Raw genomic sequence first — 20,866 nt, 5'->3', positions numbered from 1 at the left:
TCCTCTTCGTTAGAGGCCGATAGGCTCCCGCAATCGCCGGCGCCACAATGGACGCCCCTTGCGTTGGTCCGCCTGAAGCCCGTAGGCCATGCGGCTGTCGAGGTCCTCGAAAGCTGCAAGATCCATATCCTGCAATGCCACCTCCACAACCGCCTCCGGTCCGGCTTGCGTCTGCCGCCCTGTGATCGCAAACCACAGATCACGCCAGCTGCGCTGGCGCGTCATTGCCCCCACCATCGTCACAATCATGCCCTCCCGCTCGCCCCGTCACGCCGCCTGCGGCAGGCAGGCCTCGCAGATCGCCGCAACATGGCGGTGGTCGGTGCCGCAGCAGCCGCCGAGCACCCGCACCTGCGGCATGCGGCGAAGGAGTTCGCGGTAGCGTCGGCCGAGATCGGGAGGATCGCCCGCATCCAGCACCTCGCTGTTATCGAGTTGCTCATGGCTCATGGTCGAGGCATTGGCGCGGATGCCGGAAATGCGCTTCACCCAGGCGCTGCCGTGATCGAGCGCCCCTTCGAAATGCGTCGGGTGGGCGCAATTGATCATGTAATAGGCCGGCGATCCGCCGGACGCCGCATCCGTCGTTTCGATCGCGTCCTGAATGCTGCGGCCGGTCACCAGCCTGCCGTCAGTCTCCAGCGTGAAGGAGATCGCGCAGGGCATGCCGAGCGTTTTGGCTGCACGCGCAATGCCGATTGCCTCGTCGATGTTGGTCAGCGTGAAGGCGGCGACCATATCGGCCTCCGTGCCGGCGAAGGTCTCGATTTGGAAAGCGTGGTAGTCCTCCGCCTCGTCGGCGCTCATCACGCCCGCCTTGTAGCCGTCGCCGCGCGGGCCGATGGCGCCGCTGATGACGATTGGCTGCTCCGGCCGCTCATAGGCATGGCGCAAGCCCACGAGAAGCTCGACGGCTTGCTCGTTTGCCGCTTGCAGCGCCTCGGTCGTATAGTTGAGCTTCTGGCCCCAGTCGGGATTGGCACGCCATGTGGCGGTGTCGAGTACGAAGCCTGTTCCGTGCCGCCGGGCGATATCAAGATAGCGGCGATAGTAATTCTTCGTGCGCTCCCGTCCGTCCTCGGAAGCCAGCAATACGAAGGAGGCGAAATGCGGAAGCTCGATGCCGTCGTGGAAGATCATCGTGGTTTCCATGCCGCCATCGCTAATGAAGGTGCCGCCCTTTAGCTGCGGCAGCCCATGCCTGTACTTTGCCATTGTGAAACCTCTCCTGTCGCGGCGCTTGTAATGGCTGCCATCGATGGTGATGTTCTGACGCTTAATCTGATGCTAAACTAGGCGACTTGCGGTATACTATAGCAGGTTTCGAATTTTGCGGATTGAAATCAATCCCTTGCATGGGCCGATGCTGCCGGGGGCGGAGCCAGGCCCGATCTTGCTGCGCAGAAAACTGTACCGCGGGTACAGGAGGGGAACATGCGAAAGGGCGAGGAAACGCGGAATCGCATCCTTGATGTGGCGGAAGCAGCGGTCTTGCAGAAAGGTTTCGGCGGCACGTCCATTGAGGAACTGATCGCCGAGACGGGCATCACCAAGAGCGGCTTCTTTTACCACTTCAAGGACAAGAACGAGCTCGCGAAAGCGCTGCTCAACCGCTATATCGAGAACGACGAACGCATCTATGACGAGATCTTCAGCCGCGCGCGCGATCTGATGGATGATCCGCTGCAGTCCTTTCTGCTTGGCTTGAAGCTGCTCTCCGAACTGGTGGCCGACCTGCCGAACGGTCATCCGGGCTGCCTCGTGGCGACTGTCTGCTACTACGAGCGGCTCTTCGACCGCGAGATCCAGGAGACCAACCGCAATGCCGTACTCGCCTGGCGGCGCCGCTTCGGTCGCATGTTCCGCGAGATCATGGCCGTCTATACGCCACGCGAGCCCGTGGATGTCGACCAGCTCGCCGATATGGTCTCTTCAGTGCTGGAAGGCGGTATCGTTCTCTCCAAGACGCTGAAGGAACCGAATACGCTCGCCGAACAGGTGCTGATGCTGCGCATCTTCGTAAGGATGCTCTTCCTGCCGGCCATTGAGTTGCCGCTGGTTGCCGTCAGGCACGACCAGATCTATGGCACGGTGAGGAGTGGCGGACTTTAGGTTTTGCCGTCTTCCAGCTCAGCCGCCAAGTCGGCGAGCTTGCGCACAGTGTTGAGATTGCGGGAGGTACCCGCCTTCAGCGCCGGCAGCTTCAGCTTCGATCGGCCGGAGCCGATGGGATAGTGCACATAGATCTCGCGCCCAGCGAGTTTTGCTTCCTCGCCATCGGGCGCCACCATCTTGTCCAAGGCATCTTTAGCTGCCGCTTCCGGCAGGAAATAGACCAGTAGAAAATTGGGCTTGGCCTCGGGAAAGGGCGCATGGGCTATGATGCCGTCGAGTTCCTTTCGGCTACGCACCATCACGCCCGGCCGCTTGCCCAACGTCTTGCCCAGCGCGTTGTCGAGCTTCTCCTCGACCGCCTTTTCGGCCTCATCAGAGCGGAACAGGACGTTGCCGCTCTGGATGTAGGTCTTCACATCGGCAAAGCCGAGCCCCTCGCAGATCGCCTTCAGCTCCGCCATCGGCAGGGAGCTCGTGCCGCCGACATTCACGGCGCGGAGCAGCGCGACATAGACGGCCATTTCTCCCTCCCTTGACGGCGTGGCGTGCGCAGGGCACGCCACATTCAGCTTCTACATCTTGCCTGCCACCTTGACCGCAAACGCATATTCGAAAGCGATCTCTTCCAGCCGCTGGAAGCGGCCGGAGGCGCCGCCGTGGCCGGCATCCATGTTGGTCTTCAGCAGGATGGGCGCATTGCCTGTCGTCTTGTCGCGCAGCTTGGCGACCCACTTCGCCGGCTCCCAATAGGTGACGCGCGGGTCGGTCAGGCCACCGAGCGCCAGGATCGGCGGGTAGGGTTTCGCGCGGACATTGTCATAGGGCGAATAGGCGGCGATCTGCTCGTATTCTTCGCGGCTCTCGATCGGGTTGCCCCATTCCGGCCATTCCGGCGGGGTGAGCGGCAGTGTGTCATCGAGCATGGTGTTCAGGACGTCGACGAAGGGAACGGCGGCGATGAGACCGGCGAATTTCTCCGGCGCCATGTTGGCGACCGCCCCCATCAGCATGCCGCCGGCCGATCCTCCCTCGGCGATGATGTTCGCGTAAGACGTGAACTTCTCCTGATTCAGATAATCAGCGGCAGCGATGAAGTCCTTGAAGGTGTTGGTCTTCTTGTCCATCTTGCCGTCTTCGTACCAGGCAAAGCCCTTGTCCTTGCCGCCGCGGATATGGGCAATGGCATAGACGAAGCCGCGATCGGCAAGCGACAGGCAGTTGGTGTTGAAGCCGGCGGGAATGGTGATGCCATAGGCGCCGTAGCCGTAGAGCAGGCAGGGCGCGGAACCGTCAAGCGGCGTGTCCTTGCGATAGAGCAGGGTGACCGGCACTTTCTCGCCATACCATGCCGGCGCGAAGACGCGGCGGGTGACGTAGTCGTCCGGATTATGGCCCGAGGGCACTTCCTGTGTCTTGAGCAGCGTGCGCTCGCGGGTGACCATGTTGTAGTCATAGAGCTGCGAGGGCGTCGTCATCGAGGAATAGGAGAAGCGGATGACGTCGGTGTCATATTCGGCGGCACCCGAAAGGCCGAGCGAATAGGCTTCCTCGTCGAAGGCGATTGCATGTTCTTCGCCGGTGCGGCGGTCGCGGATCATGATCTGCGGCAGGCCGTCCTTGCGTTCCAGCCACAGCAGATGGCGGGCATAGGCCATGTGGCTGATGATCAATGTGCCCGGCTTGTGCGGCACGACCTCGCGCCAGTTTTCCTTGCCCGGCTTTTCAGCCGGCGCTTCCATGATCTTGAAATCCTTGGCGCCGCCGTCATTGGTGAGGATGTAGAAGACGTCGCCGCCCTCTGTCAGCGAATATTCGATGCCTTCCTCGCGCACCGCCACCAGCTTCGGCTCGGCCGTCAGGTCCTTGGTCGAAAGCAGCCGGTATTCGCTCGTTTCATGGTCGTGGATATCGATATAGATGAAGTCGTCGAGCAGCGAACCGCCGACACCCATGAAGAAGCCGGCGTCCTCTTCCTCGTAGACCAGACGGTCGTCGCTCTGCGGCGTGCCGAGAATGTGGTGAAAAACCTTCGAGGGGCGGTGGTTCTCATCAAGCGCCGAATAGAAGAAGCTCCTGCCGTCAGGCGCCCAGACCCCGCCGCCGCCGGTATTCTCGAGCACGTCGGACAGGTCTTCGCCGGTCGCCAGATCACGAACCCTCAGCGTGAAGAATTCCGAGCCCTTGTCGTCATAGCCCCAGATGCCGCGGCTGTGGTCCGTGCAATGGTCGAGGCCGGCGAGCCGGAAATAGGCCTTGCCCGCGGCTTCCTTGTCGCCGTCGAGAAGGATGATGCGGATCGTCTCGTCCTTTACGTTGCCATCGCGCGGAATGCGGAAATAGCGCGGCTGCTCGCCGCCGGTGACAAAGGAGGTGCCATAGGCATAGGCCCCATCCTTCATCGGTACTGAGCTGTCGTCTTCCTTGATGCGGCCGCGCATCTCGGCAAACAGCGTCTTCTGCAGCGGCTTGGTGTCTTCCATGGCCGCATTCATGTAGCCGTTTTCGGCTTCCAGATGGGCGCGGATATCGGGGTCGAGGATGGAGGGATCCTTGAACATGGCCTGCCAGTTGTCGGCCCGCAGCCAGGCATAATCGTCGGTCCGCGTGATGCCGTGGCGCGTGTCGGAGACGGGTCTTTTTTCAGCGGCGGGCGGGGCAGGCAGGTTCTTGAAAGCGGTCAAGGAAAGCTCCGTAAGGGCGGTGTCGGTGGGCAAGAGATAGAGGCGCTGTAGATCAGGATCAAGCGTCAGCCGGTGAACCTTATTGAGACAAGATGACCGGCGCGTTGCCTTGATGTCACCACATTGTTTAAGAATGTCCGCTGCATTGCGCGAAAATTGCACCCGCGTCAGGTCCCGGCAAGCGGTCGGCGGCAGTATGACGAGTACATAACAGTAAAGGTTTCCCCGTAATGCCGAAACGTCTGGTCCTGTTTATGTCGCTTGCAGGCCTTGCCGCCTCGTCCGCCCTTGCGGTCGATCCCGCCATCAAGAAGCAGCTCGAAAAGCTCGATCCGGCCACCCGCCTTGAGCAGAGCTGCGATACGGAAGCCATGAGCCGCATCAACAGTGACGGCACGGGCTTCCGGCCGGACAAGGTCATCGCCTACACCTTCAAGGACCCGATCCCGAGCGATGACCGCCTCGAAGCCCCGGGCGCCGTCTTCCGCAGCAAGGGCGATTGGTATCATCTCTCCTATACCTGCATCACCGGCCCGCAACACATCAATGTGCGCGATCTGAAGTACAAGATCGGTGACAAGGTGCCGAAGGATAAGTGGACCAAATATTATCTTTACGATTGAGGCCTTGGCCTCTTCTTGGCTCTTCCGCATTCCCGTGACAGGCACAGGAATGCGGGCAGATTGAGACATGAGCTGTCCTCGCCGGGCGGCATCAGGCCACATGGCTCGGGTCGCTTTTTTGCTTTAAGCTCTGCTAAAACATCAACAGAATCTGATTCTTCATGAACCGCTTTCTTCTCGGCTCCGTACTGCTGCTCGCCGCTGCCTCATCGGCTTTTGCCGTGGAAACGCCCCCCGCCGCACCCGCCCGTCCGCCGGTCGCGGCAGGTCCGAAGCTGGTAGAGCCGCACCTGCACATCGCTCGTTCCAACATTTCTGACCACGCGCGCATTGCGCTGACCTTCGATGCCTGCATGGGCGAGGCCGATGAGCGCATTGTCTCGACGCTGGTCAACGAGCGCATCCCGGCGACGATCTTCGTCACCGCCCGCTGGCTGAAGCGCAATCCGAAGGCGGTTGCCGTCTTCCTGCAGAACCCGGATCTCTTCGAACTGGAAAATCACGGCGAGAAGCATATCCCGGCAATCGACAAGCCGGTGCTGGTCTATGGCATCGCCTCCGCCGGTTCGCCCGATGCCGTCAGGCAGGAGGTGGAAGGTGGTGCCGCCGCTATGGTCGCGTCAGGCATTCCGGCGCCCCGCTGGTTCCGTGGCTCGACCGCCAAATATGATCTCTCGGCTATCGGCCAGATCCGCGCCATGGGCTACCGCATCGCCGGCTATTCCGTGAATGGCGACGGTGGTTCGCTGCTCGGTGCCGCGGTCACCGAAAAGCGCATTTCCTCGGCCAAGGACGGCGACGTCGTCATCTCCCACATCAACCAGCCGACGCATGCGGCCGGCGAGGGTGTCGCCAAGGCACTCGTCGATCTCAAGGCAAAGGGTACGGAGTTCGTCCGGCTGCAGGATGTTGCCGATACGGGCGACGACAAGACGACGGAGTAGAGCAATTCCAGCAAAAGTGTGCAGGGGTTTTGCGCCGAAATTGCGTGAAAACAAAGAGATAGAGCTTACCTCAGTTCGTCTCCGGCCCGTATCGAATCCGCCATGAAACTCCGCACAGTCGGCGCATCCCTGTCGAGTGCGAAATCCTCGAACCAGTCGCGATACATGCCGGCGAGCATTGCGCCGATCATCTGCGCGGCGAGGTAGGAGAAGGTGATGCCGTTGCCGCCATAGCCATAGGCGGCGTAGACGCCAGCCATGCCGGGCACCGGGCCGATCAGCGGCAGTCCGTCCGCCGTCTCGCCGAATGTGCCGCACCAGGCATGCTCCACCCGCGTATCCGCCTTCGGCCACAGCCGCTTCAGCTTTTCCCGGATCGCCATAACCTTTCCCGGCAGCTTCCGGTCGCGCTCTTCGGGATCGGTGGTGTCGTCGTCCTCGCCGCCGGCGATGATACGGTTGTCTGTGGTGGTGCGCACATAGAGATAGGGATGGCTGTCTTCCCAGAGCAGCATGCCGTCGCGCCAGAGATCATCAGGCTTCTGCGGCAAGGTGGCGAGTGCCCAACTGGAACTGGTGCGATGCAGCTTCGGCATGTCTAGGCCGGGCATGGAATAGCCGGTCGCCAGCACCACATGCCGCGCCTCGATTACATGGGCGCCGTTCGTCTCGGCCGTCACATGTCCGCCTTCGCTGTGAAGCCTGGTCACCGAGGCGTTGAGCAAGCGCGCGCCGCGTGAAAAGGCAATCTGCAGCAGGGCCCAGGTGAGCAGCAGCGGGTCGGCCTCCGCCGAACCCGGCGAGAGGATCGCCGCATCACGGTCGAACTCATATTGGGTGAGGAGATCGGGATGTTCGAGATAATGGCCCGGCAGTCCTGCCCGGCGGCGAAGCTGCCGTTCCTCCATCAGCTCGCGCGCACCCTCGTGATTATTGGCAAGATAGAGCGTGTTGCGCGGCTGGAAACCGCAGGTAATGCCGTGGGCGGCAATCAGCTTGGCCAGCCCCGCGACACAGGCAGCACTTCGGCGGTAAATGCCGGCCGCCCGCTCGAAGCCGTAAAGGGTCTCCAGCTCACCGAGCGTGCGGTCGATCTCCCATTGCAGCATGGCCGTGCTTGCCGCGGTACTGCCGAACCCCGGCTGCTCGCGGTCGATGACGACGACCGAAAAGCCGCGCGCCGTCAGATGTTCGGCGGCAAGCGCACCGGTTATCCCCCCGCCGATGATGGCGATATCGGTCTTGAAGCTCTGTTCGAGCGGCTGATAGGCCGGCCGCACGCCGTTCCTGCCCCAGAGCGAGCAGCCGCCTACGAGTTCATCGTGGCTGGCTTCGTTGAGATGCAGGTCGGATGCCATAGGCTTGCCTCCAGTCGCTGTCGTTACTTCGGTAGCTGCGGCTGCGGTCTTTCCTCGATCACCAGTTCCTCCATAATGGTCATGGCGATGAGCGAGAGCGGCAGTGCCAGCATCGCGCCGACCGCGCCCCACATCCATGTCCAGAAGATGATCGCCAGGAAGATGACGAACGGGTTGATCTCCAGCCGCCGGCCCATGACAGCGGGGAAGATCAGGTTTTCCATCACAAGGTGAACAGTGAAGAAGGCTGCAGCAGGTATAAGACCGATAATGATGCCGTCATGGGCGATAACGCCGGCAATGGCGACCGCAAGGGTCATCATCGTGATGCCGAGATAGGGAATGAAGCTCGAAAGAAAAGCAAAGAAACCCCAGAGCACTGGCATGGACAGCCCGCCCGCATAGGCGATAACGGTCATCACGACGCCGAGCGCCACATAGATCAGCGAGGCCGTGGCGAAATAGAAGCCAAGCGCCTGTTCCACAGCATTGATGACGCGGATCGCTGCCAGCCGCTGCGCCCGTTCGCGAAAGGTCATTATGATCGACTTGCGCAGGCTCACGCGGCTTGCAAGAAAGAGCAGCAACGCCGCAAAGAAGATCAGCCCCTGCACCAGCGCTGGCGTCAGGTTTGTTGTCACGACATGCAGCACGTTTCCGGTGTTTTCGAGCAGCGCATCGATGGACATCGGCCCGCTCTGGAAGGTCGCAGGCGTGATGTGCAGCCATTCGATCCGCTCCAGATAGGGCATGATGCGCTGGGTGGTGCGCTCGATGAAATCAGGCGCTTCATTGGCAAGCATCGCCAAGGGACCGGCAAGCGAATTGATCAGCAGGACGATGACCAGCGCGACAGCGGAGGAAAGGATCGCCGCATTGGCAAGCCGCGGCACGCCCATCTTCGAAAGCTTTTCTGCCGCCATGCCGAGGATCATGCCGACGACCACCGCGAGCGTGATGGGGATCAGGATCAGCGACATCATATAGACTGCGGCAAGCCCAAGGATGCCGAAGATGCCGATGATGGCCCAGGCCATGCTGACATCGAGCCCGTCCTTCTCGACGCGCCGCATCGGTGCCGGTGGAAGTTCTTCAGCAGCTTCTTCCTGAAGCGTTCGTGCCCATGCGCTGGTGTGGCGTTCGCCGAGGCGGATCTTGTTTGCCTGTTTCCGGATGCCGTTGGCGATTCCCATGTGCGATGTGTCCCCGAAGCCCCATTGCTCCGCCAATCAACGCGCAGGCTTGCTACAGGTTCCCCCCTGGTATCGATGCGTCTAGGCAGCCCGCCGCCGCCCGACGAAATCCACGAAGGCGCGCAGCGGCGGCGGCATCTGGCGCCGGCTCGGATAATAGAGGTGGAAACCGGGGAAGGGCGGTGTCCAGTCATCCAGCATGCTCACCAGCCTGCCGGCGATAAGATCTTCCGCCACGTGATAGTCGAAGAGATAGCCGATGCCGATGCCATCAAGCACGGCCCGCAGCATCAGGTCGTTGTCTGTCGTGCTGAGTGGCCCCGAGACGGCCACTTCGAGTTTCTCGTCGCCGCGCTCGAATTCCCAGTGATAGAGGCTGCCATCCGTCGGCCAGCGGGAGACGACGCAAGAGTGGTCGCGCAGGTCGCGCGGCGTGTCCGGCATGCCGTGGCGCGCGATGTAGTCGGGCGAGGCGACCACGACGAGCCGCATCTCGCCGCCGAGTTTTACGCTCACCATGTCTTTTTCCACCATCTCGCCCAGCCGGATGCCGGCATCGAAACGATCGGCGACGATATCGGAGAGTTTGTCATCCACGATAATGTCCATGACGATATCGGGAAAGGCAGCATGGAAGGGCGCAATCAGCGGCGCCAGCCCGTGCACGATCGCAACTCGCGGCGCGTTGATGCGCAACAGGCCGGCCGGTTTATCACGCAGCGCCGCAACATCCGCCACCGCCTGGTCGAGATCGGCAAGCGCCGGCAGCAGCCTTGAAAGCAGCCGTTGGCCCGCCTCGCTCGGTGCCACGCTGCGCGTCGTGCGGTTGAGCAGCCGGATGCCCATCCGTTCCTCGAGCGTGCGGATCGTCTGGCTGAGCGCGGAGGCCGATATGCCGAGCCGGGAGGCCGCACGGGCAAAATTGCCGTGCTCGGCGACCGCAGCAAAAGCCTTGAGTTCGGCATAGTCGCTGCCACGCATTATGCTCTCTTTTCTAAAGAAGTCATGCCGATAATGTAGCATTGTTGTCAGTATCGGCAAGGCGCATCTTCTGCCTGCAACACAGGAGATCATCCATGACTGACACTTTATCCCTTGACCGCTACCGTCTCCTCGGCCGTTCCGGCCTGCGCGTTTCGCCGCTGTCGCTCGGCGCCATGACCTTCGGAACAGACTGGGGCTGGGGCGCTGACGAGCAGGAGTCTCGCCGCATGTTCGACGCCTATGTCGATCGCGGCGGCAATTTCATCGATACCGCCAATCAATATACGGGCGGCACCTCCGAAACCCTCGTCGGCCGCTTTGCCGAAGGCCGCCGCGACGAACTGGTGATTGCCACCAAATATACGATCACCTCGCGCCCCAGGGATCCGAACTCCGGCGGCAATCATCGCCGCAGCATGGTCCGTTCGGTGGAAGACAGCCTGAAGCGGCTGAACACCGATTACATCGATCTCTTCTATCTGCACGCCTGGGATTTCACGACCTCGGTCGAGGAGGTCATGCGCGGACTGGACGATCTCGTTCGTGCCGGCAAGATCGTCTATGCCGGCATTTCCGATACGCCGGCCTGGCAGGTCGCGCGCATGCAGACGCTGGCCGACCTTCGCGGTTGGGCGCCGCTGGTGGCTCTGCAGATCGAATACAGCCTGATCGAACGCACGGTGGAGCGCGAACTGATCCCGATGGCCGCTGAACTCGGCCTCGGCGTCATCCCCTGGTCGCCGCTTGGCATGGGTGTCCTCACCGGCAAATATAGTCGTGCCGACCTCGATATCGGCGTTGGCACCGCAAGTGCCGTCGGCACCCGCAAGAATGTCGCTGCCGGCAATGGTTCGCTGACCGAGCGCAGCCTCGGCATCGCCGAAGTCGTAAAGGAAATCGCTGCCGAGATCGGCAAGACGCCGGCGCAGGTGGCGATCGCCTGGACGCTCGCCAACCCCGCCGTGACTTCGCCGATCATGGGCGTGAAGACGATGGCCCAGTTCGAAGACAATCTCGGTGCGCTTGATGTCGTGCTGTCGGATGAACATCGCACCCGCCTCGCCGAGGCAAGCGCAATCGTCCTCGGCTTCCCGCATGACTTCCTCGCCAAGCCGCTGACGCGCGGCGTCATGTTCGGCGAGGTGACCATCGAGCCCCGTCATTGAAACATACAAACCTGAAAATGGCGCCGGAAACGGCGCCATTTGTCGTCTGGAAGTTTTGTTCCGAAAGCGCAGCCCCCGCGCGTTCCAATCGCCGTTTGTGCCGCTCCGAAGTCACCGCCCAAGCGCGATCGAGAGCGGGACGGCAATGTAGCCTGACGGCGGTGCTGTCTCCCCTCCTGATGGTGCGAGTACCGGCGGCGGCAGATTTTCATCTATTTTCGCCGGGCCGATGCGGTTCCAGTCGTAGAGGAAGATCTCCTCGTAGAATTTGGCAATTTCCGCATCATAGAAGATCAGGCTCGCATCCCGGTTGAAGCCGGTGCCGGCTGTCGTCCAGTTGTGGCTGCCCATCAGCACGGCTTCGCTGTCGATGATGATTCCCTTGGTATGGCAGTTCTTCTGCTTGCGGATCTTATTGGTATCGAAGCCGTAATCCTTGGCGTTGCTGATGACGTCGCGGTCTTCGGAGCCGAAGCTGCGGAAGATGATGCGCACGTCGAGACCGCCCTTCTGCTTTTCGAGCAGCGCATCCAGCAGACGGCGATAATTGTCGCCCACCGTCTTGGTATTGAAGCTCTGGTTCTGGAAGTAGATCCGGCTCTTGGCCGATTGTATGAACGGCAATACCACGTCGATATAGTTGTCGGGCGTCAGGATCGGCTGCACGTCGATTGTGCGCTCGCCGGTCAGCGGCTGGAAATAGCGCGGCTTCTCGGGCGCTTCGAGCGTGTCCATGGCGACGTTGGCGGGCAGGAAGACCAGTTGTTCCGACACGATGCCGGCCTCCGTCACCGTCTTGGCCTCTTCCAGATCGCGCAGGATATGATCCTCATAGAGTTTGCTGAGCCCGGCATCTTCAAGGATGGCATGCCATTCGCGATTGTAGAGCCGCAGCGCCGATGCCTCGTCATCCTTGTTTGTCAAAGGCGCCACGTTGGGCTGGTTGGAGCTCTGCCAGTTGCCGCTCGAAAGCCACATGGCGTTGTGGTCGCGCACGGCGACCTTGATATGGTAGGCTGAATCGAAGATGCCGTTCCTGCCGACGCTCGCCGGCGCGAAATCGAACTTGCTGCCCTTCGCATCGCGGATCTGCCCGACCGCTTCGGCATCCGTCAGATCGCCATCATGCACCTTGCCGCCCATCTGCAGCACCATGGAGATGGTTTCGGCCTGGCCCTTGACCGCATCTAGCACGCCATTGGCGACATTCGTCGCGCCGAAATCGTACATGGCAACGACCAGCGACTTGCGGGTCTTCGCCAGGAATAGACCGAGCTGCGGCCAGCTCGCGTCAGGTCCGGTATGGATGACGAATTTGCCGTTGACCGGGCGACGGGTCAGCGGCAGGTCGTCGCGCTTCTTGTAATTCGTATGCCAGCTCGGCTTCGCGGCTTCGTCCATGTCAATGCCGAAGAGATCCTGCGCCGAGGCGACGGTGACGTCGGTGCGAACGCCATCGATGTAATCCGGCAGCTTCGTGCGGCCGCGCGATTCCAGGGCGCCCAGCTCGAGCTTGCGATTGACCGCGATCACGACGGCGCGCTGATCGGTGATCTCGCCATTCTCGAAGCGATAGCCCGGCTTGATGGCAACGACGTCGTCACGGTTGGCAAGCAGAGATCGCGCGCTGCGGACCGCAGCAAATACCTGCTCCTTGGTCGGCATCGAGATCGGCGAGGGGGACGGCGGATTAGGACCGGAACCGGTCGCGCTCATGACGATAGTCGGCCCCGAAGGCGCAGTCGCCGGTCCGCCTGCGAGCGAAGATTGCAACGCTGCAGTGTCCAGTTCGACGGTAATCTTCAGCGGCACCGTGAATGTCACTTTACCGCCGCTGCCGCTTCCACTTTTGTCGCCTTCGCTCACGGTGATTTCCTCGTTCGGTGGCGGTTGGAGCAATCCTTGGGCGCGCTGCAGGCAACGCCGCAGAACGGCTGCCGGCACCGCGTCATTCTCGATGAATTCTGTTCCGCTGTAGTGAAGCCCCATCACCCTGCCGGTGCCGATGTCGAGCAACGGAGAGCCGGAATTGCCGCCGAGGGTGGAGCAGGAATGGGTGACACGGTTCTCGTCGGCCGCCAGCAGGTTGCCGACTGCAAGCCGCTTCTTGGTGAATACGCCGCCAAAAATCTTTTCGGCAAGCCTCTGATCGGAGAAGCGGGAATCGCTGGCGGGATAGCCGATTGCGGCAACCGGCAGGTTGCGCACCGGCACCTCGGAGGCAAGATCGAGCTTTAGGCGGCCGACCGGCGAGGATTTCGGCGCCAGCTTCAGGAAGGCAACATCGGGTCCGGTTTCAGGTGCCACCCAGACGACGCGTTCGATCTTCACTTCGTCGCTGGCGGCGTTACCGAATTCCTCCAGGAAGTCGATATTGACGCCGATCTCGCGACGCGCGTCGAAGCCGATTTTGAACTTGAAGCCGGTGCCGCTTGCTTCCGCAAAAAGGTTGGCCACATGGCGGTTGGTGACGACAAGACCGTCATCGATTACCCATGCCGTGCCGGCATAGTCGCGGTCGGCATTGGTGACGTCGACACGGCCGATCGAAACCATCGCCCGATCCAGGTTCGTTGCGTTGTCCGTGAGGAAGCGGCGCCAGGCCTTCGCTTCCTCGCGGGCGCTGTCGATGTCGACGGCATTGTTCCTGACAAGGAAAACCGGCGTACCCACGGCAAAGACGATCGTCTCCAAGTCGCCGACCGGAGGTGGGCCGATATCGACCCCTTCTTCGACGGGCTGATCTCGATTCATCAATGCGCGCACGCCGCCGTAACGGACGTTCATGGCGCGGCCGGCTTCACCAAGCCAGCCGGGCTTTTGCGCGCTGCTCATCAGCGCTTCGATATCTGCTCGAACATCGGGCGAGCTAGCGGCCGCAACCTGCTCCGCCACCTGCCGGACGCGCTGGGAGTCCTCCACTGTCATTCTGCCTCCTCCGTCCGATGGCGGACATTTCGTCGGTGTACGATGGGGATTGGCTGCGAAATCTATTGAGGGTTGTAAACTGGGAAGATACGTCCAGTTTATTACAGCCGCATGATGGCGTCGAGCCCAGCGCTTGCGCGACCGTTCGGTCGTCCTAAAAGCAAATATCGAGAAATATGCCGCGACTGTTTTGGGAGTTCCCTGAAAACAGAAAGGACCGTTTCGGCGAAATACCAAAACGATCCTTTCCGAGTGCCTTAAAAGATATTCCTTCAGGCCGAAAGCGTAAGCCCGATGCCCCACGGATCCCTAAGGAAGGCGCCGCCGTCGCGCTTCTCGCTCTTGATCTCCAGTTCGTCGAGTTTGGCAACGGCCTTGTCGAGCGTTTCCTTGTCATTGAAACGGATCTTGTAGTCGGAAAGGCCGGTCATGTGATCGGCGCGGGTGCCGGCGCCGCGGCTGTTCCAGATATTGGCGCCGAGATGGTGGTGATAGCCGCCGCTCGCAAAGAAGCTCGCGCTCGGATAACGCGCCATCAGCTTCAGACCAAGCACGTCGCGGTAGAAGGCATCGGCCTGCGGAATGTCGCCGACCTGCAAATGGATGTGACCGATCGCGGTGCCGTCGGCCATGCCGGTCCAGGTATCCTCTGGTGCGCTGTTGTAGAGTGCCTGCAGGTCGAGGCGCAGCGTCGCCATTTCCACCATGCCGTCCGGATGGAACTTCCAGCTTTCATGCGGCCTGTCTGCATAGATTTCGATGCCGTTGCCTTCAGGATCGGAAAGGTAGATCGCCTCGCTGACTAGGTGGTCGGACGCGCCCTCGAGGGTGACATTGTTGTGCGCAGCATGGCGCAGCCAGCGAGCGAGTTCGATGCGGTTTGGCATCAGGAAAGCGGTGTGGAAGAGGCCGGCGGCGTTGCGGGGGGCCTCGCGCGCATTGTTATCCGTCGTCAGCGTCAGCAGCGGCAGGCCGGCAACCCCCAGAACTTCGCCGCTTGCGGTCTTTTCGAGCACCGAAAGGCCAAGCATCTTCTGATAGAAACCGGAAACCGCGGCCAAGTCTTTCACGACCAGATGCGACTGGTCGATATAGGCAGGGCGCGTCAGCGCATAGGATGTTTCTGATGACGTCATGGAATGATCTCCTGCCCTGGAATAAAAAGGCGTACCGGCGGTGGCGGCAAATGTGCCGCCCGTAGCGAGCGCGAGGAATTTTCGCCGGTCCATTCGCCTGTAAGCTCCCCTCGGCTGCTGTACTTGATCCCTATATGGCGCATTCTCATTGTTCACAGAAGGCTCGTTTTTGACGATGAAGCGTTGTGCAAACGTTGACGATGGCTCGCGCCCCACTTGATATCAGTCAATGCGCTTTATCTATCTAGGGAGGAGGTTGATGACGAAGATCAACACCTCAAGGAGGATCCCATGTACAAGAAGATCATCGTTCCAGTTGAAATCGGCGGCATCGAAAAAGGCGAGAAGATTTTCCGCAAGGCGGCAAAGCTGCTCGACAATGGCGGTGAGATCATCCTCCTCAATGTCGTCGAGGATATTCCAACCTATGTCGCCATCGAATTGCCGGGAAACGTCGTCGAGGGCGCCATGAAGGAAGGCCGCGACCGGCTGAATGAACTCGTCGCCAAGACCGGCATTCCGGCCACCGTCGAAGTCCGCAACGGCCCGCCCGCCAACGGCATTCTTGCCGCGGCGGAAAGCCACGGCGCCGATCTCATTATGATCGCCTCGCATATTCCCGATTTCTACAACTATTTCATCGGTGCCACCGCCGACCGCGTGGTGCGCCATGCCAGGTGCTCGGTGCTGGTGGATCGGTAGGACGTGAAGCCATGGATATGAAACTTCAGGAAAAGATCCTGCGCGACCGCTGGCACGAACTGACAGCGCGCCTGCGCAAGATCGACACGGACCTCGGCCGCACCAAGGAGGCCGATGACGACGACCGCGCCATCGAAAACGAGAACGATGAAGTGCTGGAAGGTCTCGGCCAGGCAGGCGAGGATGAGTTGCGCGCCATCGACGCCGCCCTCGAACGCATCGCCAAGGGGACCTATGGCACCTGCGCCCGCTGTGGTGCCAGGATATCGGAAGCTCGCCTCGCGGTGCTGCCCCAGACGCCGCTCTGCGAGGATTGCGCGGCAGGCAAGTAAGCGCGTCATCAAAAACGAGCATGGCTCGTCACAAAGATTTAACCTGACGCCACCGGGCGTCCGGTTGCGCCTTGGCCAATTCAATGCGACGATCCCCTCTCTCTGAGTAGGGGTGCGCGCATGGGCGAAATCAACGGCATTCGCTGGGCCTACGACAGATATGAACTGATCGCCGACGGCATCGTCCATGGCGTCGGATTGTTTTTTGCCCTGATCGGCGTGACTGTGCTGATCTTCTACGCCACCCTCTGGAGCCCCGCCGGTGCGCTGGTTGCCGCCTGGGTTTACGGCGTCGGGCTGGTGCTGACCCTCGGCATTTCCTTTTCCTATAATATCTGGCCGGTTTCGCGCACCAAATGGTATCTGCGCCGGCTTGATCATTCGGCGATCTTCATCCTGATCGCCGCCACCTATACACCCTTTCTGGAGCGCGGCGCCGACGATCCGCTGCTGTCTGGCATGCTGATCGTCATCTGGCTGATTGCCGCCTTCGGCATCTTCGTCAAATGTGTCTTCCCGGGCAAATATGACCGGCTGGCGATCCTCCTCTATCTCGCCATGGGCTGGAGCGGCGTACTGGTGGCCGAGCCCGTCGCCTCGCGCATTCCCTATGCTTCCATGCTGCTGATCGTCATCGGCGGTATCATCTATTCGCTGGGCGTCATCTTCCATGTCTGGGAGAGGCTGCGCTTCCAGAACGCCATCTGGCATGGCTTCGTGGTGGCCGCCGCCGCCGTGCATTATTCGGCCGTGCTGACCTGCTTCAGCCTCTCGGTCCCCGCCTTCTGATATCTGGCGTTTACATCGGCCCGCGCCCAGCGTATGCCCCGCCGGAAGACCATTCCGAACCGGGCCTGCCAAATGACCGATATCGTTCTCATCCGGGACGCCGCCGAAGCCGATCTTCCTGCTGTCAGAGATATCTACAATCACGCTGTCGAGCACACCACGGCAATCTGGAACGAAACGCTTGTCGATCTCGACAACCGGCTGGAATGGTTCAAGGCGCGCAAGGGCAGGGGCTTTCCGGTCATCGTCGCCGAAATGAACGGCAAGGTCGCCGGCTACGCCTCCTATGGCGATTGGCGCGCTTTCGATGGCTACCGCCACACGGTTGAACATTCCGTCTATGTCGACAAGGATTGCCGCGGTGCCGGCATCGGCGAAAAGCTGATGCGCGCATTGATCGAACGTGCGACCGCCGGCAATATCCACGTCATGATCGCCGGCATCGAGGCCGAAAATACCGCCTCCATCAAATTGCACGCGAAGCTTGGCTTCCGCATCGCCGGCACATTTTCCGAAGTTGGCATCAAATTCGGCCGCTGGCTGGATCTCACCTGCATGGAATTGCGCGTACCGAAAGCCTGACAGGGCCATCTCCAGATTGATTGCTGGCGGGGACTAACCATATTTTTATCGTAGTCTGCGCCTTGTAGAAATCTCTGATGGCGCGACTCGCGGAGGAGAGGTTGATGTTTGGACGCTCGGTGCTCGGTCTTTCGGCTTTTCTGGCCATGGCAGCCTATTCGCTGCCGGTGATGGCGGCCAGTTGCGGCAGCACGGCTTCGCCGGAGCTCGACTGGCAGGAGTGCAACAAGAAGAACCTGATGCTTCAGGGCAGTGACCTCCAGGGCGCCAATCTGGCCGGCACGGATTTCTCGCTGACCGATCTCGGCGGCGCCAACCTCAAATCCGCCAATGCCGAAAAAGCGACCCTCGTGCGCGCCTCGCTTGAAGGCGCTACCGTGCAGGGCGCGAATTTCGGAAAAATCGAAGCCTATCGATCGACTTTTGCCAGGGCCATCGCCGATGGTGCAAGCTTTGCCGGTGCGGAGTTGCAGCGGGCCGATTTCACCGGGGCGCAGCTGACGAAGGCCAACTTCGAGAAGGCCGAGCTGGGTCGGGCCAATTTCGACAAGGCGGTGCTGACCGGCGTCAGCTTCGCACTCGCCAATCTCTCCCGCGCCGATCTGACGGGCGCAACCTTTGAAGGTCCGATCACCTTCGACCGAGCCTTCATGTTTCTGACCCGCATCGAGGGGCTGGATCTGTCCGCCGCCACTGGCCTGCAGCAGGCGCAGATCGACCTTGCTTGCGGCGATTCCTCGACGAAGCTGCCCTCGGGGCTTTCTATCCCCTCAGGCTGGCCCTGCCCGCAAGAGCAGGACTAGCGCCTTTCCAGCAAAAGTTTGCAGCGGCTTTGCGTCCGGAATTGCGTGAAACAATAAAGTCTTTCCTGTTCAGGCGAGACGACCAACCGGAATGATCTCGCGCGACCGCGCATGGAAGGGGTTGCCTTCCCAGTCGCCATACCAGGCGTCGATGATGAGCCCGGCGTCGCTGATCATTCTCGCAAGCTTGTCGCGCGGCGTGTAGAGGATTTGCGAGCGCCCGGCGAAGTGCTCGCCGGTCGAGAGCACCCGATAGCCGTTCTCATAGGAAAGAATGCCGGTCGTCTCATCGTAATGAGACTCGTCCGAGGCCTCTATCGCACCGAGTTCGGCATGCTCGAGCTGGCGCACGCTGCTATGGCGTACGTCGCGCTCCCCGTAAAAACCGGGATTGCGCGTATCGAACACGAACCGGCCGGCAGGGCTGAGATGTGCTGCGATCGTCGCAAGGGCGGCGCGCTGGTCCTCTTCCGTCAGGAAGACCTGGAACGCGTGGCCCGTCAGCACGATGAGATCGTATCTCTTCCTGAGGCGAACGGTGCGGGCGTCACCCTCGACCCATGCCACCTTGCCGCCGCCCGGCCGCGCCCTGCCGATGTCGAGCATCGCGGCGGCAGGATCAACGCCGGTGACGTTGCGCGTCGCGGCGAGCGCTGCCGTCAGCTCGCCCGTCCCGCAGCCGAGGTCGAGCGCGGAATTGGCGCCTTCCGCCAGCTTCATGCAGAAGTCGAAATCCGGTCCCCAGCGATTGGCCGTATCGTAGAATTGTGCAAGTGAAGGATCGCGGTAGAGGGGATCGTCGGAACTCGTGCTCATGCGCCTGAATTCTTCTCGCTGATGTAGAGATAGCGTTCCACTGTCTCGCCGGCCGCATTCTGCTTGGTGAAAACCTCCCGTCGCTGATGCACCCGCCCGGCGACCTTCTGCGAGGGAAGATTTTCCAGGCTGACGATACTGACGAGGCGCGACAGTCCCATGACCGAGAAGGCATGGTCGCGGCAGGCAAGGGCGGCCTCGGTGGCATAACCCTTGCCCCAGTAATCCGGCCAGAGATGGTAGCCAAGCTCCGGCTCCATTCCGCGCGATGTGTCCTGCAGCGTGATCCCGCAATCGCCGAGCAGATCGCCGCTCTCGCGATCGATCATCGCCCAGAGACCGAAACCATTTTTCTCGTAGCTTCCGAAGGCGAGCCTGTCGAAGAAATCGCGCGTTGCTGCGGCATCCTTCACGGAAGGGTAATACCGCATGCACAGCGGATCGGCGAAGATGCGCTCGAGCGCCGGCAAGTCCGCGACGGTGATTTCGCGCAACACCAGCCGGTCGCTGCGCAGGATTTCCCGGATGATAGACATTGTTTCATCCCTCTGTCATGGAGCGTGCCTAAGCCGCGCCTACCTCTTCCTCCCGATTTATACGAGAGCTCCCGCCATGGCATCTGCAAAGATACGCGTCATCATTATCGGCGCCGGCATTGTCGGCGCTTCACTCGCCTTCCATTTCGCCAGGCGTGGAGCCACTGTCCATGTGGTAGAGGAGAATGTGCAGGCCGGCAGCGGCGTGACGGCACGTGCCTTCGGCTGGGTGAATATCATCAATATCGCGCCGGGAGCGGTCAATTACCGCCTGGGGCAGGAAGCGCTCGCCGACTATGCCCGCCTGCAGGCCGATCTACCGGATGCCTTCGTTGCCGCACGTCCCGGCTCTCTGTTCTGGCTCAAAGATACTGCCGAAACCGAAGCCTTTGCCGCAGCCCATCGCGCCGCAGGCACGGATGTCGAACTGGCCGATGCCGCGACGATTGTTGCATGGGAGCCCAATCTGCGCCAGCCTCCCGCCTGCGCGATCTTCTCGCCCGGCGATCTCGCGCTCGACCCTGCAAGGCTGTCACGTGACCTGATCGATGCCGCCGGCGTAACCGCCACCTTTGGCCGGAAGGTCGAAAGCCTCATCCTTTCGGGCGACCGGGTGAGTGGCGTGCGTCTGGCCCATGGCGCGATCGAGGCCGATCTCGTGATCCTCGCAGGCGGAACAGCGGTCGACCGCCTGACGGAAAGCCTGGGCTTCCGAACCGGCGTCGAAGCCTCGCCCTCGATCATCCTGCGCTATGGCTGCGCGGAGCCTGTCGTGAACCGCATCCTCCGCGGCCCTGGCCTGGAAATCCGCCAGTCGGCGGACAACATGCTGCATGTCGCCAAGGGCTATATCGACGATACCTCCGAAAACGCGCCTGAAAGGGTCGGCCAGCGGATCTTGAAGGTCATGCATGAGCGCCTGCGCCTGCCCGAAGGCGTGTCGCTGGTCGAGGCGGCTGCAGGTTACCGGCCCTTCTTCTCCGATGGAATGCCGCGGCTCGGTTTCCTGCCCGGCATCGAGGGCGCCTATGTCGCCGTCGGCCATCCCGGCGTCATTCTCGCGCCACTGCTCGGCCGGCTTGCCGCCGAGCATGTAATGGAAGATCGGCGATCGCCGCTCATCCCATCCGCCGGGCTGATATGAAAAAAGCGGACCTGGTGGGGTCCGCTTTTCTTTT

General features: G+C 61.3%; 21 protein-coding genes. 10 read left to right on the top strand and 11 right to left on the bottom strand.

Annotated features, from left to right (window positions below; translation table 11 throughout):
* Positions 1-9: 9 nt before the first annotated feature.
* Both ACR9ZQ_RS20500 and ACR9ZQ_RS20495 read right to left on the bottom strand, forming a co-directional pair.
* A complete protein-coding gene (locus ACR9ZQ_RS20500; RefSeq protein WP_481428682.1) occupies positions 10-249 on the bottom strand; it encodes a hypothetical protein in 240 nt (79 codons plus the stop codon).
* Between the two features lie 18 nt (positions 250-267).
* Positions 268-1,215: a homocysteine S-methyltransferase family protein gene (locus ACR9ZQ_RS20495; RefSeq protein WP_481428681.1), complete on the bottom strand. Its 948-nt coding sequence runs from the start codon at positions 1,213-1,215 to the stop codon at positions 268-270.
* Positions 1,216-1,434: 219 nt separating this feature from the next.
* On the opposite strand from ACR9ZQ_RS20495, the gene ACR9ZQ_RS20490 reads away from it, so the two are divergent.
* On the top strand, positions 1,435-2,112 hold the full coding sequence (locus ACR9ZQ_RS20490) for a TetR/AcrR family transcriptional regulator (RefSeq protein WP_481428680.1): 678 nt from the start codon (positions 1,435-1,437) through the stop codon (positions 2,110-2,112).
* Here the strand turns inward: ACR9ZQ_RS20490 and ACR9ZQ_RS20485 are convergent.
* Complete coding sequence (locus tag ACR9ZQ_RS20485) at positions 2,109-2,636, bottom strand: DUF1697 domain-containing protein (RefSeq protein ID WP_481428679.1); 528 nt, start codon at positions 2,634-2,636, stop codon at positions 2,109-2,111. The two genes, ACR9ZQ_RS20490 and ACR9ZQ_RS20485, sit on opposite strands and share 4 nt — an antisense overlap.
* A 51-nt stretch (positions 2,637-2,687) precedes the next feature.
* Positions 2,688-4,796, bottom strand: a complete 2,109-nt coding sequence (locus ACR9ZQ_RS20480) for a S9 family peptidase (protein ID WP_481428678.1) — start codon at positions 4,794-4,796, stop codon at positions 2,688-2,690.
* Between the two features lie 230 nt (positions 4,797-5,026).
* Between ACR9ZQ_RS20480 and ACR9ZQ_RS20475 the strand changes: the two genes are divergently transcribed.
* Positions 5,027-5,419, top strand: coding sequence for a DUF930 domain-containing protein (locus tag ACR9ZQ_RS20475; RefSeq protein ID WP_113322554.1), 393 nt, complete (start codon positions 5,027-5,029; stop codon positions 5,417-5,419).
* Between the two features lie 161 nt (positions 5,420-5,580).
* A complete protein-coding gene (locus ACR9ZQ_RS20470; protein ID WP_481428677.1) occupies positions 5,581-6,363 on the top strand; it encodes a polysaccharide deacetylase family protein in 783 nt (260 codons plus the stop codon).
* Positions 6,364-6,428: 65 nt separating this feature from the next.
* Here ACR9ZQ_RS20470 and ACR9ZQ_RS20465 read toward each other — a convergent pair whose 3' ends face one another.
* The 3 genes from ACR9ZQ_RS20465 to ACR9ZQ_RS20455 form a co-directional block, all read right to left on the bottom strand.
* Complete coding sequence (locus tag ACR9ZQ_RS20465; RefSeq protein ID WP_481428676.1) at positions 6,429-7,721, bottom strand: NAD(P)/FAD-dependent oxidoreductase; 1,293 nt, start codon at positions 7,719-7,721, stop codon at positions 6,429-6,431.
* Between the two features lie 23 nt (positions 7,722-7,744).
* The gene (locus ACR9ZQ_RS20460; protein WP_481428675.1) at positions 7,745-8,914 is read right to left on the bottom strand and encodes an AI-2E family transporter; all 1,170 of its coding nucleotides are present in this window, start codon (positions 8,912-8,914) and stop codon (positions 7,745-7,747) included.
* Positions 8,915-8,995: 81 nt separating this feature from the next.
* Entirely contained in the window at positions 8,996-9,895 is a 900-nt protein-coding gene (locus tag ACR9ZQ_RS20455) for a LysR family transcriptional regulator (RefSeq protein ID WP_481428674.1), read from the bottom strand.
* Positions 9,896-9,990: 95 nt separating this feature from the next.
* Here ACR9ZQ_RS20455 and ACR9ZQ_RS20450 point away from each other — a divergent pair, with 95 nt between their 5' ends.
* Positions 9,991-11,064 carry an aldo/keto reductase gene (locus ACR9ZQ_RS20450; protein WP_310377955.1) on the top strand — a complete coding sequence of 358 codons (1,074 nt, stop codon included), beginning with the start codon at positions 9,991-9,993 and terminating at the stop codon, positions 11,062-11,064.
* 111 nt (positions 11,065-11,175) lie between these two features.
* On the opposite strand, the gene ACR9ZQ_RS20445 is transcribed toward ACR9ZQ_RS20450, so the two are convergent.
* Both ACR9ZQ_RS20445 and ACR9ZQ_RS20440 read right to left on the bottom strand, forming a co-directional pair.
* Positions 11,176-13,992 carry a phospholipase D-like domain-containing protein gene (locus ACR9ZQ_RS20445; protein WP_481428673.1) on the bottom strand — a complete coding sequence of 939 codons (2,817 nt, stop codon included), beginning with the start codon at positions 13,990-13,992 and terminating at the stop codon, positions 11,176-11,178.
* Positions 13,993-14,264: 272 nt separating this feature from the next.
* Entirely contained in the window at positions 14,265-15,221 is a 957-nt protein-coding gene (locus ACR9ZQ_RS20440) for a VOC family protein (protein WP_481428672.1), read from the bottom strand.
* Positions 15,222-15,419: 198 nt separating this feature from the next.
* Between ACR9ZQ_RS20440 and ACR9ZQ_RS20435 the strand changes: the two genes are divergently transcribed.
* The 5 genes from ACR9ZQ_RS20435 to ACR9ZQ_RS20415 all read left to right on the top strand — a co-directional run bounded on the left by ACR9ZQ_RS20435 (position 15,420) and on the right by ACR9ZQ_RS20415 (position 18,336).
* Positions 15,420-15,830, top strand: a complete 411-nt coding sequence (locus tag ACR9ZQ_RS20435; RefSeq protein ID WP_310377949.1) for a universal stress protein — start codon at positions 15,420-15,422, stop codon at positions 15,828-15,830.
* Between the two features lie 11 nt (positions 15,831-15,841).
* Complete coding sequence (locus tag ACR9ZQ_RS20430; protein WP_310377948.1) at positions 15,842-16,162, top strand: TraR/DksA family transcriptional regulator; 321 nt, start codon at positions 15,842-15,844, stop codon at positions 16,160-16,162.
* Between the two features lie 120 nt (positions 16,163-16,282).
* The gene (gene trhA / locus ACR9ZQ_RS20425) at positions 16,283-16,951 is read left to right on the top strand and encodes a PAQR family membrane homeostasis protein TrhA (RefSeq protein WP_481428671.1); all 669 of its coding nucleotides are present in this window, start codon (positions 16,283-16,285) and stop codon (positions 16,949-16,951) included.
* 72 nt (positions 16,952-17,023) lie between these two features.
* The gene (locus ACR9ZQ_RS20420) at positions 17,024-17,533 is read left to right on the top strand and encodes an N-acetyltransferase family protein (protein ID WP_481428670.1); all 510 of its coding nucleotides are present in this window, start codon (positions 17,024-17,026) and stop codon (positions 17,531-17,533) included.
* A 104-nt stretch (positions 17,534-17,637) separates the two neighbouring features.
* Complete coding sequence (locus tag ACR9ZQ_RS20415) at positions 17,638-18,336, top strand: pentapeptide repeat-containing protein (protein ID WP_310377943.1); 699 nt, start codon at positions 17,638-17,640, stop codon at positions 18,334-18,336.
* Positions 18,337-18,405: 69 nt separating this feature from the next.
* Here ACR9ZQ_RS20415 and ACR9ZQ_RS20410 read toward each other — a convergent pair whose 3' ends face one another.
* Both ACR9ZQ_RS20410 and ACR9ZQ_RS20405 read right to left on the bottom strand, forming a co-directional pair.
* Positions 18,406-19,152, bottom strand: a complete 747-nt coding sequence (locus ACR9ZQ_RS20410) for a class I SAM-dependent methyltransferase (protein ID WP_310377941.1) — start codon at positions 19,150-19,152, stop codon at positions 18,406-18,408.
* Entirely contained in the window at positions 19,149-19,688 is a 540-nt protein-coding gene (locus ACR9ZQ_RS20405; RefSeq protein ID WP_310377939.1) for a GNAT family N-acetyltransferase, read from the bottom strand. The genes ACR9ZQ_RS20410 and ACR9ZQ_RS20405 overlap by 4 nt, the downstream gene beginning before the upstream one ends.
* A 76-nt stretch (positions 19,689-19,764) precedes the next feature.
* On the opposite strand from ACR9ZQ_RS20405, the gene ACR9ZQ_RS20400 reads away from it, so the two are divergent.
* Positions 19,765-20,832, top strand: a complete 1,068-nt coding sequence (locus tag ACR9ZQ_RS20400; protein ID WP_481428669.1) for an NAD(P)/FAD-dependent oxidoreductase — start codon at positions 19,765-19,767, stop codon at positions 20,830-20,832.
* Positions 20,833-20,866: the final 34 nt, after the last annotated feature.

This window comes from Rhizobium sp. KNZ14-9A (genome assembly GCF_056755015.1).
This window is presented reverse-complemented; position numbering and strand designations above follow the sequence as displayed.